Annotated in this window: 13 protein-coding genes; 2 read left to right on the forward strand and 11 right to left on the reverse strand. The window is 34.8% G+C overall.

The genetic code is table 11. The features are described from left to right. Positions 1-8: 8 nt before the first annotated feature. The 8 genes from AABL87_RS01140 to mraZ are packed head-to-tail and all read right to left on the reverse strand — an operon-like array spanning position 9 to position 8,982. Positions 9-1,247: an FtsW/RodA/SpoVE family cell cycle protein gene (locus AABL87_RS01140; protein WP_006259685.1), complete on the reverse strand. Its 1,239-nt coding sequence runs from the start codon at positions 1,245-1,247 to the stop codon at positions 9-11. Positions 1,248-1,254: 7 nt separating this feature from the next. Continuing rightward, on the reverse strand, positions 1,255-2,586 hold the full coding sequence (gene murD / locus AABL87_RS01145) for a UDP-N-acetylmuramoyl-L-alanine--D-glutamate ligase (protein WP_341276795.1): 1,332 nt from the start codon (positions 2,584-2,586) through the stop codon (positions 1,255-1,257). 1 nt (position 2,587) lies between these two features. Then, positions 2,588-3,799 (reverse strand): phospho-N-acetylmuramoyl-pentapeptide-transferase, encoded by a 1,212-nt coding sequence (mraY, locus tag AABL87_RS01150; RefSeq protein WP_341276796.1) that lies wholly within the window; start codon positions 3,797-3,799, stop codon positions 2,588-2,590. A 19-nt stretch (positions 3,800-3,818) separates the two neighbouring features. Next, entirely contained in the window at positions 3,819-5,276 is a 1,458-nt protein-coding gene (locus AABL87_RS01155) for a UDP-N-acetylmuramoyl-L-alanyl-D-glutamate--2,6-diaminopimelate ligase (protein WP_006259688.1), read from the reverse strand. Further along, positions 5,273-7,276, reverse strand: a complete 2,004-nt coding sequence (locus AABL87_RS01160; RefSeq protein ID WP_006264624.1) for a penicillin-binding protein — start codon at positions 7,274-7,276, stop codon at positions 5,273-5,275. The genes AABL87_RS01155 and AABL87_RS01160 overlap by 4 nt, the downstream gene beginning before the upstream one ends. Next, on the reverse strand, positions 7,267-7,626 hold the full coding sequence (locus tag AABL87_RS01165) for an FtsL-like putative cell division protein (RefSeq protein ID WP_006259690.1): 360 nt from the start codon (positions 7,624-7,626) through the stop codon (positions 7,267-7,269). Before AABL87_RS01165 ends, AABL87_RS01160 begins: the two co-directional genes overlap by 10 nt. Continuing rightward, complete coding sequence (rsmH, locus tag AABL87_RS01170) at positions 7,623-8,534, reverse strand: 16S rRNA (cytosine(1402)-N(4))-methyltransferase RsmH (protein WP_006259691.1); 912 nt, start codon at positions 8,532-8,534, stop codon at positions 7,623-7,625. Before rsmH ends, AABL87_RS01165 begins: the two co-directional genes overlap by 4 nt. Beyond that, a complete protein-coding gene (gene mraZ / locus AABL87_RS01175; protein WP_006259692.1) occupies positions 8,527-8,982 on the reverse strand; it encodes a division/cell wall cluster transcriptional repressor MraZ in 456 nt (151 codons plus the stop codon). The genes rsmH and mraZ overlap by 8 nt, the downstream gene beginning before the upstream one ends. A gap of 354 nt (positions 8,983-9,336) precedes the next feature. Between mraZ and AABL87_RS01180 the strand changes: the two genes are divergently transcribed. Next, positions 9,337-10,104 (forward strand): alpha/beta fold hydrolase, encoded by a 768-nt coding sequence (locus tag AABL87_RS01180; RefSeq protein WP_006259693.1) that lies wholly within the window; start codon positions 9,337-9,339, stop codon positions 10,102-10,104. A 1-nt stretch (position 10,105) separates the two neighbouring features. Continuing rightward, entirely contained in the window at positions 10,106-10,726 is a 621-nt protein-coding gene (gene yihA / locus AABL87_RS01185; RefSeq protein WP_006259694.1) for a ribosome biogenesis GTP-binding protein YihA/YsxC, read from the forward strand. A 42-nt stretch (positions 10,727-10,768) separates the two neighbouring features. On the opposite strand, the gene AABL87_RS01190 is transcribed toward yihA, so the two are convergent. From AABL87_RS01190 to AABL87_RS01200, 3 genes are all read right to left on the reverse strand, one after another. Then, positions 10,769-11,425: a response regulator transcription factor gene (locus AABL87_RS01190; protein ID WP_006266806.1), complete on the reverse strand. Its 657-nt coding sequence runs from the start codon at positions 11,423-11,425 to the stop codon at positions 10,769-10,771. A gap of 192 nt (positions 11,426-11,617) precedes the next feature. Beyond that, positions 11,618-13,147, reverse strand: coding sequence for a RagB/SusD family nutrient uptake outer membrane protein (locus AABL87_RS01195; RefSeq protein ID WP_006266805.1), 1,530 nt, complete (start codon positions 13,145-13,147; stop codon positions 11,618-11,620). 14 nt (positions 13,148-13,161) lie between these two features. After that, complete coding sequence (locus AABL87_RS01200) at positions 13,162-16,260, reverse strand: SusC/RagA family TonB-linked outer membrane protein (RefSeq protein ID WP_006266804.1); 3,099 nt, start codon at positions 16,258-16,260, stop codon at positions 13,162-13,164. Positions 16,261-16,974 lie beyond the last annotated feature (714 nt).

Raw genomic sequence — 16,974 nt, forward strand, 5'->3', positions numbered from 1 at the left:
CCTATATTCTATTTTACTAATTCTTGATTTTGCCTAAGCTCTTCTTGTTTACCTAGCTCTTCTTGCATACGCTCTTCCTCTATCATTCTTTCCATCTCTTGTTTCTGTATCTCCTGTTCTTTTTTGGTAACACTTAGAATCACTCCTAACGAAATACAAGTCATCCAGATCGATGTTCCTCCACTACTAATCAGAGGTAACGTTTGTCCTGTCGTAGGCAGTAACGACACAGCTACTCCCATATTGATCAAGGCTTGGAATATAAAATAAAACCCCAACCCAGTAACCAACAACTTCCCAAATAAAGTCGGAGCCTTATGTGCTGCAATCAAAAACCTAAAGAACAAATACAGATAAAGAAACAGTATCGATAGTCCACCCACCATACCATATTCTTCAACAATAATAGCATAAATAAAATCCGATGAAGACTGTGGTAAAAAGTTCTTCTGAACACTTTTCCCAGGCCCTTTTCCCACTAATCCACCAGATGCGATAGCTATCTTAGCGTTGTCAACTTGATAAAGATCCTTTCCTCCTTCATCTGCATTAGCGAATCTATCTATACGACTTATCCATGTATCAACACGATTAGGCATCGTTCCTTCAGGCAGAGCTTTTGCAGCCAATACAAACAAGGTTACAAACAACATTCCTGCTCCAAAAATAGCTGCTAGATATTTAAAAGGATACTTCCCCACAAATACCAATATACCAACCATCAAGAAGATCAAAGCTGCTGTAGAAAAGTTAGCTGGAAAGATTAATCCAACTACAACCATAACAGGCAACCATAACTCTAATACTGAAGGCCAAAACTCAACTTTCTTATCTTGAATACTGACCAGATACTGCGCTACATACCCTAGTACAACTACAGCTGCTATCGCAGATGGTTGTATCTGAATAACGCCTAAGTCTAACCACCTACTCGCATTTGCTCCCCCTATGGTCTTACCTTGAATCAAAGTAAAGAACAGTAACACAATGGCTACTGGCATCATAAGAATGGACAATTGCCTAAAATATCTATACTCTAGTTTATGTGCTAAATACAATAACACAAAACCTATAGATAAGTGAGCAAAATGCTTAAACAAATAAGAGAATGTAGACTTCCCTGTACCTATCGTATAAACTAAGTTAGTACTCGCACTATATACAGGTACAAACGAAAATAAGGCCAGTAAAAATATTACTGTCCATATATGTTTATCCCCATATAAATTAGCAACTAACTTTTTCATTTTCTATTTATAGATTATTTACTTCAGCCTTAAACTGATGTCCTCTATCCTCGTAATTTTTAAACAAATCAAAACTTGCACAGGCTGGTGACAGTAATACTGTATCACCACTCTCAGCTAAGCGTTGTGCCATCTTCACAGCATCCTCCATACTCTGAACCTCGATCAATGTGTCCACTACCTGTTCATAAGCTGCTTTTATCTTACTATTATCAACACCTAGACAAATAATACTCTTTACTTTCTCGCGAACTAAAGGCATTAACTCATCATAATCATTTCCTTTATCTACTCCTCCAACAATCCATACTGTTGGTGTCTTCATACTTTCTAATGCAAAAAAGGTAGCGTTGATATTAGTTGCTTTAGAGTCATTTATATACTGAACATTCTCTACTTTCATTACCTTTTCTAAACGATGTTCAGCTCCTTGAAAATCGGATAAGCTCTCTCTAATACTCTGCTTTCTTATTCTTTTTAATTGCGCCACAGCCGTAGCTGCCATAGCATTCTTAACATTGTGCTTTCCTTCAACACCCAATTCGCTAATTGGTAATACCACTGTTTCCTTGTCCATAGCCACTACAATATTTTGCCCTTCTAAATAAGCTCCATATTCTAACTTTTTAGTAATAGAAAATGGTACTCTTTTAGCAGCAGTTTTATTATTAGTTAACCAACGTTGAATCTCCACATCATCATCATCATAGATTAAATAATCTTCTTTGGTTTGATTCAATGTAATTCTAAACTTAGCATTGATATAATTTTCATACTTATAATCATATCGATCTAAGTGATCTGGGCTAATATTAGTAATAACAGCGATATGAGGTCTAAACTTGCGTATGCCATCTAATTGAAAACTGCTCAATTCTAACACATAACACTTTTCAGGATTCACAGCTACCTGCTTAGCGTAGCTATCACCTATATTTCCTCCTATACCAACATTCAATCCTCCCTTACTCAATAGATGGTAAGTAAGCATCGTCGTTGTTGTTTTTCCATTACTACCTGTTATAGCGACAGATGGCTCTGTATTAAAAGTATAAGCAAACTCTATCTCCGAAATAACATCAATATCCGCTGCTAATGCTTTTTGAATAATAGCTACTTTATCTGGTATTCCAGGACTTTTAACTATTATATCTCCACTTAATATTTCTGTTTCTGTATGTTTTCCTTCTTCCCAGCGTACATTGAACTCGTTAAGAACAGTCTTGTACTTATCCTCAATCTGTCCAAAATCTGAAACGAATACATCATACCCTTTGGTCATAGCTAGTACAGCTGTACCTACTCCACTTTCTCCTGCTCCTAATACAACTACCTTCATACTATCTAATCTTTAAAGAAACAATACAGAATATCCCTAACAATATTCCGATAATCCAAAATCGAGTTACAATCTTACTCTCGTGATATCCTTTCTTCTGGAAATGGTGGTGAAGTGGAGACATTAAAAATATCCTTCTTCCTTCCCCATATCTCTTCTTCGTATATTTAAAGTAGCCTACCTGTAATACTACTGATAAGTTCTCTGCTAAAAATATTCCACATAATACTGGAATGATTAATTCTTTTCGTACAGCTATAGCTAATACTGCTATAATACCTCCGATAGTTAAACTACCAGTATCTCCCATAAATACCTGAGCAGGATAAGTATTATACCATAAGAACCCTATCAATGCACCCATAAAGGAGGCTATATAAATAGTCATCTCACCTGAATGGGGTATGTACATTACATTCAAATAGGCTGATAACACAACGTTCCCCGAAATAAACGCAAAAATTCCCAACACAAATGTTGAGATTGCTGACGTACCGGCGGCCAGACCATCGATACCATCTGTTAGGTTAGCTCCGTTAGAGACAGCTGTCACAATAAAGATCACAATAGGAATAAAGATCAACCAAGTATATTTCTCTGCTCCTTCTCCTAACCAACTGATTAAAATCGAATAATCAAATTCATTATCTTTTAGAAAAGGAATAGTCGTTGCTGTTGATTTCACATCATATCTACTAGCTACATCTTCTACTAACGCTCTATTTGCAGGCATTTCTCTAACCGTTACGGTAGGGCTAAAATAAAGCACTGCTCCTACGATTAATCCTAGTCCTACCTGTCCTATTACTTTAAATCGTCCTTTTAGTCCTTCCTTATCTTTTTTCTTCATCTTTAGATAGTCATCTAAGAATCCGATAGTCCCCATCCATACTGTCGTTAATAAAAGTAATAAAACGTATGTATTGTCAAGTTTTGCAAATAATAGAACTGGTATAAGGGTTGCTACAATAATGATTAGCCCTCCCATAGTTGGTGTACCTGCTTTTTCCTTCTGCCCTTCTAATCCAAGCTCACGCACAGTCTCACCAATCTGCATTTTTCGTAGATATTTGATAATTCTCTTACCGTAGATGATCGAAATCAGCAATGAGAATATCATAGCCATACCTGATCGGAAAGTGATGTATTGAAACATCCCCGCTCCAGGAATTTTGAAATAATCATCTAAGTACTCAAATAAATAATATAACATACCTTAAATCTCCCTTATTCTATTGTTCTAAAAATTCAGTTACAATCTCTAAATCATTAAAATGATTTCTTACCCCTTTAATCTCCTGATAAGTCTCATGTCCCTTACCAGCGATTAAAATAATATCCCCAGCTTCTGCCTGCTGACAAGCTAATTTGATAGCTTGCTTACGATCTACCACTATTATCGTCTTCATCGTATTCTGAGGCTCCACTCCTTTTTCCATTTCTTCTAAGATTACAACAGGGTCTTCGAATCGTGGGTTATCTGAAGTGAATATTACTTTATTACTCAGTTCTGAGGCTATCTGTGCCATCTCTGGTCTTTTTGTTTTATCTCTATTACCTCCACATCCTACTACTGTGATCAGCTTCTCATTATAAGTACGAATAGAGTTAATTGTTTCTACTACATTTTTTAATGCGTCAGGTGTGTGAGCGTAATCTACTATAGCAGTAACCTTCTTAGAAGATACTACGTATTGGAATCTTCCTGCTACACTAGTTAACTTACTTACTTCTAATAAAGCCTCATCTTCATTCACTCCTAATTGAATAGCTGCTGCATAAACAGCCAATAGATTAGAAGCATTGAAGAGTCCTATTAGTTGAACCCAAATCTCTCGCTGATTAATCTTCATCAGCATTCCTGAGAACTGACTTTCTAATACTTCTGCTTTATAATCAGCTACATTCTTAAGACCGTAAGTCTTGATAGTTGCATCTGTATTTTGGGTCATAATCAACCCATTTTTATCATCTACATTCGTTATTGCAAAAGAACCTTTAGGCAACTGATCGAAAAAGGCTTTCTTCGCATTTCTATATTCAGCAAATGTTTTGTGATAATCTAGATGATCGTGTGTTAGGTTAGTAAATATCCCTCCATCAAACTCTAGACTATGTGTACGCATCTGAACAATACCATGCGAACTAACTTCCATAAAACAGTATTCACATCCAGCCTCTACCATCTCATTTAAATAATGATTGATCGTAAGAGAATCTGGCGTAGTATGAGTAGCATTATAATCTATATCTCCTACTTTTATAACTACAGTAGACAATAAACCTGCCTCGTATCCTAAATTCTTAAACAATGTATATAGTAGAGTAGCAATAGTCGTTTTACCATTGGTACCTGTTACTCCTACTAATTTTAATTTAGAAGAAGGATTGTCATAAAAATTACTAGCAACGATGGCTAATGCCTTATTACTATCTTCTACTAAAATATAAGTTACTCCTTGTGCAATATCAACTGGTAGTTTCTCACAAATAACAGCACTAGCACCATCTTTGATTGCTTGTGTGATATAATCATGACCATCTACTACAGTACCAGGTATAGCTACAAATAGAGTCTCTTTTGAAACTTCACGTGAATCAAATGCAATCTTTGCTATAGAAAGTTCTAAATCACCTCCTGTAACAGATATCATTTTTGCTTTGTATAATAATTCGTTTAACTTTTTCACGATAGTTCTAATACTACTTTTTGATTTCTACTTATTTTTTGTCCAGCTATTACAGACTGTTTCTTTATTTTTCCTATTCCTTTTATTTCTACTTTTAAGCCTAGATTTTCTAAAAGAGGTACTGCATCCATAGCATACATTCCTCTCACATCAGGCATAACTTCAAGATTATCCATTACTATTTCATGATAATCTTGGTAACTCGTTCTCACATTAGATGGTACTTCATCTATATTGCTCAAACTTGTTGTTGTAGGCACATCCGTATATATCTTCTGTGCTATACGTTTAAATACTGGTCCAGACACATCCGCACCATAATAACTCTTCGTTCTATCTGGTTTATGTATAATTACTATACATGAATATTTCGGATTCTCTGTCGGGAAATAACCAGCAAAAGAAGAAGAATAATACATATCCTTTCCTTTTCCTTTTCCATAATTTACCTGAGCAGTTCCCGTTTTACCCGCCATTGAGAAATTAGGAGAACCTACTTTTCTACCTGTACCTTTTACAACTACATTAGTCAGTACTCCTTGTACCTGTTTAATAACCTCTGGAGAAGCAATCTGAGGGTTTAAAACCTCTGGTTCGAACTTCACCACTGTTTTATTAAACTCTTTTACTTCTGAGACAAACATTGGTTTCACCATTACTCCATTATTTGCTACTGCATTATACAATGTCAATGTATGTAAAGGTGTTATTGAAATACCATACCCAAAAGCCATCCAAGGCAGCGCTAATCCACTCCACCCTTTTTTACCAGGTTTCGGTATATAAGGTACACTAGCTCCTTTAATAGGTATATCTAATGCCTTATCCATACCTAGAGTAGATAGATAATTAGTAAACTCACTAGGCTTATCTTTAAATCCTTCATTCACTGCTTGTGTTATTACAGTGTTTGAAGACACCTCTATTCCTCTAGCTAACGATATCTTACCATATCCTCCCCATTTAGAATCACGAACTCTAGCATTATAGAATTTCACAACACCATCATTCGTATCGTATATCCTAGCAGTATCACTTTTACCTTTTTCTAAAAGAGCTAATAATGATGCTAGCTTAAACGTAGAACCAGGCTCGTGTTTCTCTCCTACAGCATAATTAATCGTTTCATAATAATTACCACTTTCAGATCGTCCTAAATTAGAAATAGCCTTAATAGCACCAGTTCCAACTTCCATTACCACCACACACCCATGATCTGCACTATAATACTCTAATTGTTTTAGTAGTGCATGGTGAGCGATATCTTGTATATAGACATCAATGGTAGATACGATATCTTGCCCATCGATAGGCTCTATCTCATTTTCATCATTAATAGGCTTCCATTGATCCTTTCCAAGACTTTGCATCTTTCTACGACCATCTACTCCACTTAAATAAGATGTAAATGCTCCTTCTATTCCCACTCGAGTGAAAGAATTATCCTCATTCTTTCTTTCATACCCGATTGTTCGTTGTGCAATCTTACCAATAGGATGTTGCCTAATTGTTTTTTGCAGAGATATAAGCCCTCCTTTATAAGGGCCTCTTTTTAAAAGAGGAAAGCTTTTAACTCTTACATATTGTGTATAACTAAGATCTTTAGCTATGAATACATATCTGTTTCCATTCTTTCTAGCCTTTCTAAGCAAATTCTCATAATAGCTAGAAGTTTTCTTAAACATCACTCCTAAAGAATCAGATAACGGCTTCACATTCTCATAAAAATCCTTCTCACTAGGTGCCAAACCATCAAAACGAATTTCAAAGACCGGTACAGAAGTCGCTAATAGACTTCCATCTGACGAATACACATTCCCTCTATTCGCAGGAATCTCTTCTATCTTTACTCTAGTTTTATCTTGAGCCTTAGCTCTTAGCTCCTTTCCTTCTATCCCTTGGATCTGTACTAATCGATAGACAATCCCTCCTGCAAAGAGCAAAACCAAAGCAGAGATAAGGTATATATTCACATAAATATTCTTATTATTTAGCGCCATAACTTATCCCAAAAACTTTCTTTTTCTACTTCTCTAGTTACTTTAATCTTCGTCGCTGGTGTCTCAGAAGGAAATATCCCATCCTCTTCTAAGTTCTTAGTGATGGTAGATTCCATCTTTAATTCCATTAACTCTGATCTTGTATCAACAAACTCTGCACGCAACATCTTCACTTCATGAGTTAGTTTTGCTATTTTAAATACTTTCGCCTCATACGACTGAGTATTACCAATTAACAATAAACTTAAAATGATTACATAAATAATAAATGCCCAAGTCTTAGCTGAATTCTCATTAACAAGAATCTTCGCTTTGATAATATCTCCTGGGCTACTTATTTTATTTTTCATTTTTTCTCGGCAATTCTCAATTTCGCAGAGCGAGCTCTATTATTTACTGCAATTTCTTCATCAGTAGGCAAGATTAACTTCCCTAACTGTTTCATCGGAACTTCAAATCTTCCAAAGAAGTCTTTTTCAGGTTCTCCTTCGAACATTCCGTTTTTCATAAATCGTTTCACTAAACGATCTTCTAATGAATGGTAAGAGATAATACTTAATCTTCCTTTCGGCTTCAAGACCTCTTGACTTTGTGTCAACATTTCTTTCAATACATCCATTTCCTGATTCACTTCTATTCGAATCGCTTGATATATCTGAGCCAAAATTCTAGCACTCTTATGTGCAGGTAAAAATCTAGCCAACACCTCTTTTAATTCATCTGTATTCTTGATTGGGGCATCTGTTCTAGCTTTGACAATTGTATTTGCAATTGCTCCGGCATTTTTTAATTCCCCATACATATAAAACATATTTCTAAGATCTGCTTCCTCATACTCATTCACCACGTTAAAAGCAGAGATATCTCCAGACTGATTCATTCTCATATCTAGCTCACCATCAAATCTTGTCGAGAATCCTCTCTCTGGCACGTCGAACTGATGTGATGACACTCCTAAATCTCCTAACACTCCATCTACCTCCTTCACTCCATGAAAACGCAAATAACGTTTCAGGTATCTAAAGTTTTGATTAATCAAAGTAAACCTTGGGTCATCTATCGCATTAGCTAATGCATCTTCATCTTGATCAAATGCAAACAACTTTCCTTCACTTCCTAGACGGTTAAGTATCTCTCTAGAGTGCCCTCCTCCTCCGAATGTCACATCTACATAGACACCATTCGGATCAGTAATTAATCCATCAATACTCTCTGTCAACAAAACAGGTCTGTGATAACCGTATTCTTCTTTACTCATCAAAACTTATATTACTCATTACATCCTGAGCCAACTCTCCGAAATCAAAATCATCTACCTCTAGCGTTGCCTCATACAATTTCTTATCCCAAATTTCCATTATATTCACTTTAGACGAAAAAACAAGATCCTTGCTTATTTGTGCAAAATCGATTAAGTCTTTCGCTATCAAAAGACGTCCTGCATCATCTATTTCAACATTCTTCACACCGGCCATAAAACGACGAATAAAAGCATCATTCTTTTTATCAAAAGGATTCAACTTTCCTATTTTGCTCATCATTTTATCCCATTCCGCCATCGGCCATAACTCTAAACAGCTCTCAAAAACAGAACGTTTTAATACAAAACCATCACCAATACCAGGCAACTGCTTCTTTAGAGAAGCAGGTACTAGCACCCTTCCTTTGGCGTCTATTTTGCATTCATATGTTCCGATTATTGCCATCTATGTACACCTATAAATATAATCTTAGCAAATGTAGTCAATTTTTTACCACAATTTACCACTTTTTCCCACTTTGTTGATAAGTTTTGAGTGTTAAACTAAATAATTCAAGTAAATAGGGTAATCAGCTGACTAATAGCCCTTAATTTTAAAATACAAATCACAATTCGAACCCTCGCATTTGACTATAAAAATGCTTTTATCAACATCCATAAATTAGCATTTACAACAAGGCCAGAAGCGCTGAAATGGACAAATTCACACTTTTACAATAAATTATTACTCCTTTTAGAATTTTTCTCATATTTAAAAACGTATATTTGTGGGAATTTAAAAATCGCATTTAGAAACTACATGGAGCGAACTTTAAAAGAAGATGGTAAATTCCGTTTTATAGAAATTGGCGAAGGTACACCAATTGTTATCTTACACGGATTAATGGGAGGTCTGAGCAATTTTGATGGTGTTACAAATTTTTTCCCAAATGAAGGTTACAAAGTAGTTCTTCCAGAACTTCCACTTTACACGAACAGCATTTTAAAAACGAATGTAAAGGCTTTCGCAAAATTTGTAAAAGATTTTATAGATAGAAGAGGTTATAAAAAAGTGATCTTGCTAGGGAATTCTCTAGGAGGACATATCGCTTTGTACTTTTCAAAAATGTATCCTGAATATCTTCAAGCGATGGTATTAACAGGAAGCTCTGGCTTATACGAAAGTGCTATGGGAGACAGCTACCCTAAACGTGGGGACTATGAATATATCAAGAAGAAAGCTGAAGATGTATTTTATCACCCAGAAATAGCTACTAAAGAAATCGTAGACGAAGTCTTTGCTACAGTTAATGATCGAATGAAAGTAATCAAGACTATTACTATCGCCAAAAGTGCGATACGACACAATATGTCTAAAGATTTACCTAAAATAAAAGTACCTACGTGTTTAATCTGGGGAAAGAATGATAAAGTAACCCCTCCTGAAGTAGCTGTAGAGTTCAATGAACTACTACCTGACTCTGACCTGTATTGGATCGACGAGTGTGGACATGCTGCTATGATGGAACACCCAGATCAATTCAACGAATTACTAAACGCGTGGTTTATCAAAAGAAATATCAAGTAAAATGAAAATAAATACAGCTGAATTTGTTGTTAGTAACTCTGACGCTAAGAAGTGTCCTAATGAACCTATCCCTGAATACGCATTCATCGGTAGATCTAATGTAGGTAAGTCTTCTCTGATCAATATGCTTACTAATCAAAAATACTTAGCCAAAACCTCTTCTAGACCAGGAAAGACACAACTAATCAACCACTTTAAAATTAATTCTAATTGGTATTTAGTAGACTTACCAGGTTATGGGTATGCAAAAGTATCTAAAAAGACTAAAGCTGTATTCCAGAAGTTCATCACAGATTACTTCGAGAATAGACAACAATTAGTAAGTGCCTTTGTATTAGTAGATATCAGACATGAGGCTCAGAAGATTGACTTAGAATTCATGCAGTATCTAGGAGAGACAGAAGTTCCTTTCTCTATCATCTTTACTAAAGCTGATAAAGTAGGTAAACAAAAAGTAGCTGGACTAATAGCCGACTACAGAAAGAAAATGTTAGCTGATAACTGGGAAGAAATGCCTCCGTGCTTTGTTACCTCATCAGAAGACAAGACAGGTAGAGACGAAGTCTTAAACTATATCGAAGAAATAAACGTTGAGATGTTTAAAAATCAAAACTTTATATAAAACAAAAAACTGCTTAATAGCAGTTTTTTTTTATTTTCATCTTTAGATATAATACTCATTTACAGTAATAATACCGGCTCTAATAGCATATCGCGTTGCATCATACACGTTGCTAACACCTAGTTTCTTAAATATATTCTTGCGATGTGTTATCACTGTATGAGCACTAATATTGCGGTCTGCAGCTATCTCCTTAGTCATTTTTCCTGATGCTATTTCTTTTAGTATCTCACGCTCAGCATTAGTAAGCACCTGTTCTACTTTCAGAATACTATCCTGATGCTCTTCTAACTTCTTCATTATCCAAGGTGCGAGATAGGTCTCCTTAGAAATAGTCTTATAGATACCTTCCTTGATATGTTCTAGTTTATCATTTTGAAAGACAATATTAAAAGCAGAAATGCGATTAGACAAAAACTGTTTTAACCATTGCTCATTTAACTCACTAAAAAACAACAACCATTGTGACTTCTCACTTTGCTCTCGCAGCAGTAGCAATAACTCCGTTTGCTTCTCTAGACATCTACTAAAAGGATCTACAATGATGATTGCACTAGGGTTCTTTAGAAGATAACTCTTTAAGCCCGTCAAATCATCAATCTCAACAATACTTACCTCTCCTGAGCAAACCTCTCTAATAAGCCCTTGTAAAGCGTAACGCGTGATTTCTTGACTCTCTACTATCCCTATATTTAACATCCTTATCTCCTTAAGTTAACTCTTCCACTCCTCTATTGCTAGAATAAAGTATCTTATTAATATTCTACTACAAAAATACATAACTTTTTCTAGTATTAACATAACGCTAAATAGTCAATACTCTGTATAAAAAAATGGAGCCTTCAAATATTTTGAAAACTCCATTTTTGCTAACTAATTAATTCATTTATTTTAAAGATGTGGATTCTCATTTATTTCAGAATCTGTAATACGGTATAAGTAATATTTACTATTCGGAACAAAATTACTTTTATCTGGAAAATTCAATACATTATGTCCATTTGCAAGTAAATTCACTGTTACATTACTTACTGTACCATCAGTATTTGTCACTTCATAAGTAAAAGGTACTGTCATTCCAGTTGGTATGGCCTTACGTTCTACTGCCTTCTGATTTCTAACAATATCAACAAGAGCAAAACCTTCTCCAAACAATTCCTTACGACGTTCTAAATAAATAGCCTCTAAAAGATCTTTTCCTCCTAGTCCGTTAACTACTTTTGCACCTCTAGCAGACTTTAATTGATTTAACTTTACAATAGCATCACCATCTCCCAAGTGAGCTTTCGCTTCAGCATTAATTAAATAAACCTCCGAAGTTCGCATTAATACAATGTCAGCTATTTGCCCCGCTTTAAACTTAAATTTAGCATAACGCATATAAGCTGCATCTTTTTCTTTAGGCTCCTTATTAGAAGGATTAGGAGCCCAGTAAATCATACTTTTTCGATAATCCCCTTCATCAAACAAGTCTCTAAAATAAGGATCCGCATTAAAGCTATAATAATAACTATCAGGAGAAGTGGTATCTAAATAATGAAATTGATAAGATGCATTACTCTGTTCTGGAGTTTGCAAGTGCCCCCAAATCCACTCTACATTACTAGCATCATTAAAACCACTCTTATAATCACTTTCACTCATTAATCTATCACTGTTTTCTAAAGCTAAATTTGAATACTTTTTAGCTTCTTCCCAATTACGCGCATATAAATGAACTCTTGACAACAAACCTAAGACCACTTGTTGGTCTATTTTAAATTTATCAGAACCTCTCTTATAAGTATTCAAATCAGGAATCATACCATATGAATCCTCCAAGTCCTTAATCGATTGATTATATAACTCCTTAACAGAAGCTAATGGTCTTGGTTCAGTATTAGCTGTAGTTGGGGTTAAATAAATAGGTGCAGTCTTAGCTTCTGGATCATAATCTATTGCAAATGCATAACTAGAAGCTAAATGTAAATACATAAATCCTCTCAAAGCCAATGCCTGACCTTTTATACGTCTTTTATCAGCTGGTGTTCCCTCTGACACATCTATCTTATCAATAATATTATTCATATTATCAATAACTTTATAAGTCATGATCCAGCTTAAACTATTCGTTCCTCCCTTACCATATATCGCAGAAAATCTATAATGACTTACAAAACCATAATTTCCATTAAGCACAGCATCATTCCCCATAGCATCACTAGCTCTTAAAAAAGATCCATAACCTGGATTAGCATAACTATTAAAAGTTTCCATTAAGTAAACCCAAGAACCAATCCAAACTTTTTCATTTCCAGCAGTTGTCTTAAACACTTTTGTATCCTCTAAAGCTGTTGTAGGAGAAGTATCTAAATCACATGATGCTAAAGTTCCTGACATTAACACAACTCCCAATATATATTTTATAAATCTACGTTTCATAATCTATTCGTTTTTTAAAGTTTTACATTTAATCCAAAAGAAACAACTTTCATAGCAGGATATCTGTAATAAGTAGTTCCGTCAAATGTTTGTTCAGGATCCATCCCTTGCTCTTTAGTCCATGTAAATAAATTCTCTGCTTGAAAAAATATACTAGCCGAACCTAAGTTGATTTTTCTCAACCACTCTTTAGGAAGATTGTATGTCAATGTCAAGTTCTTCAATTTTAAGAAAGAACGATCAACCAAGAATCGATCTGATTGACTAGTCCATGAGCTACCAGGGCTAGTAGTTAATCTTGCAATATCCGTATCCGTATTCTCTGGTGTCCATCTTCCCATCATGTCTGCACTCCATGTATTACCATTACCTGCTTGTCTATATAAACTAGTTTTATCCCCATTATAGATTTTTCCTCCTATAGTATAAGAAAAATTAGCAGATAACGTCCAGTCTTTATACGTTACTTCCGTTAAGAAACCTCCAGTAACATCAGGTAAAGAGTTTCCTTTATAAACCTTATCCTTACTTGTAAGCGAAGAATAATCTTCTGTTATAGTTTTACTTCCGTCTTCATTTTGCACATACCATTGTCCATTTCCATTTTCTGGATTTACTCCTGCCCATTCTACTAAATAAAAATCATACACAGAACCATATTGAATCCACTTTTTAGTCCCATTCCACATTTCTTGAGAAGGAAGAGAAGTAATTTTATTCTTATAAGTAGTCAAGTTAGCACCTAAATGAATCTTCCAATCTTCAGTCACCAATGGATATCCATCAACTGTAAATTCCCATCCATAATTCTTAACACCTCCAATATTAGTCTGTAAAGATGTAAAACCTAAAGAAGGCGCTAATTGTCTAGAAAACAATAAATCTTTTGATTTTCGCTCAAAGTATTCAATTGTACCATTTAATCTATTATTAAACAACCCAAAATCAAATCCAATATTCAAGTTTAAATTCGTTTCCCAAGATAATTCTGGTGTAGCTAAACGAGAACTAATAACTCCTGAATTACCATTGTAGTTTTTGATATCATACAATGCTTGGAAAGCATATAAATTACCAATATTATCATTTCCTTGTGCCCCATAACTTGCCTTTACTAATAAATTAGACAACCAAGTATCACGATATTTTGTCATAAAGTCTTCATCTACTAATCTCCACGATGCTCCTACAGACCAGAAATCTCCCCATCTATTATCTGGATGAAAACGAGAAGATCCATCACGACGATATGATGCTGACAAAAAATATTTCTTATCATAAGAATAGTTAGCACTACCAAAGAAACTCAACATTTTATATTCATCTGAGTTACCGTAAAAAGACACTAAACGAGAAGCTGCATCAGGCTCTTCAAAACCAACAGTAATAATTTGTTGACGTACTCCACCGAAATTAGAATAATCATTTTGAAAATACTCTTGTCCTGCCATTAATGATAGTGTATTTTTATCATCAATATCTAAATCATAATTAAGAACATTATTAAATGTAAGTGCCACTCTTCTTCCATTTGATTTTGACACAGATCCACCAGTCGAAGCACCTGGTCCTACCTCTGGATTAGTTACATTATGATTATTCACACTACTGTAATCAACATTTAAAGACGTTTTAAACTTTAAGTTATCTAAAATTTTAGCTTGCGCATAAGTTCTAAATGTCGCAACATCTCGTTTTACTTGCGCCTTATCTAAAGGCATAGTAGCTGCTAAATTATATTTAGCATATGAAGTAGTTCTATATAATCCGAAATCATATATTCTCTCTCCTGTTTCTGGATCTCTTAGATACTCTCCTGTATTAAGATCTCTTTCATATACTGGATAGAAAGATGGAAGTCCTCTTGCGAATCCTATTACATTAGAAATAGCGCTATCGTCTTGTTTAGGAGCATCTTGAATAGAGTGAGAAGCAGAAACATTCATACCCAATTCTAACCAATCTTTAGCATCCACAACCACATTAGATCGTAAATTAAATCTCTTAAAACCTGATTCTATTACATATCCTTGGTCATTTAAGAATCCACCTGAAACATAATATCTAGACTTCTCTCCACCACCACTAACACGTAAATTAATATCTGTAAATCTTGCATTCTGACTTAATGCATCATTCCAATCGTCATTCCACAAAGGCTTTAACCCTGCTAATAATTTACCATCTGTACCAACTGGATTTGGATTAGCTAAACCATAAGGATTTATTCCAATAGAATTCACCAATTGATTAGTAGCCTCTAAAGCAGCGTCTGCAGCATTCATTTTTCTACTATCCATATATCCATTACGCAATGCCTCCCACTGCAATTCCATGTACTGATTAGTACTTAACTGCTTATAATCACTACGGGCTCTTGAAGAAAAACCATGCTTAGCTGATATTTCAATTTGTGGAGCTTCACCTTTTCTTCCTTTCTTTGTTGTAATCATTACCACTCCATTAGCCGCACGAGACCCATATAAGGTTGCAGCAGTAGCATCTTTTAATACCGTAATTGACTCTATATCTGAAGCTGCAATAGCATTAAGCCCTCCTTCATAAGGCACTCCATCAACCACAAAAAGTGGGTTACTACTTGCGTTAATAGATCCTACACCTCGAATTCTGATTGTAGCTTCAGATCCTGGTTGCCCACTTGCAGAAAAAGACTGAAGACCAGCTACAGTACCCTCTAATGCCTTAGTAACATTACTTACTTGTGCATTTTCTATCGCTTTTGCCTGAACAACTCCTACAGAACCAGTATATGTCTTTTTATTAGCTGTACCATAAGGCACTGTTATTACTACTTCACTTAATTCACTTGACTCATCATCTAGTCTTACATTTAAAACACTCTGTCCCTTATAAGTAATATTTTGTGATTTGTATCCAATAAAAGAGAAGACTAAGACTTGTCCATCATTGACTTTAATGGAGTATTTTCCATCCAAATCTGTCATTGTACCTTCTTCACTTCCTTGAATCAAAACACTAACGCCTGGTAACGTTCCATTAGCATCTGTAACATTACCTGTTACTAGCTTTTCTTGTGCATGTAGGCTAAGGAACCCTACAAACACAAACAAGATTGTGTAAATTTTTTGCATAAAAGTTTTGTTAAATAAAAAGATTAGATCTTAATATGGTTTTTTGATTTGCCCGAAATATATAAATAAAAATGACATTACGTGACAAAAAACAAATAAATAATAAAAATATATTCATATCGAACTAAATCAATATGATAACTAAATGTTAAAAAAGGAAAAATCTAAATAAAGCAACACATGCACATCATAGAAGATGCGCTAGAAGAAAAGAAATCAGGAAATCTAAAAACACGAGTGTCAAGTTCTCGCTTTTGTTGAATTGATTGCATAATATTTAGGTTATATAATTTTTTCTTATCAGTGAAAAAAGCAAAGTAGGGAAACCCTTATATGTAATTATTTTCTTACAAAACAAACAATAATTATACACAACAGATTAAGGATATAGCACTCCCTACTTTTGTAATACAAAGGTATTTCAACACCTCATTCTGTGAAATACCATGTATATGGTATATTTTAATTCTCTCTCATAATACTCAGAGAAGAAAGACACCATAACCATCCAAAACGACAGAATAGTCAACCTTTTAATTAGAACCAAAAACTAGTAAATACAACGAGGGAGTACTCCTTTTTTCTCAACAAAAACGCGACTGGTCGCATAGTTATAGCATAGTGATGGGATACTGCTCGCATAGTTTTACCCATTTTTTATGCGATCACTATGCCATCAATACCCCATTACCTTATGACCAGATAAATTATAGA

Source organism: Myroides sp. C4067 (assembly GCF_038039665.1).
GTDB classification, from domain to species: Bacteria; Bacteroidota; Bacteroidia; order Flavobacteriales; family Flavobacteriaceae; genus Flavobacterium; species Flavobacterium odoratimimum.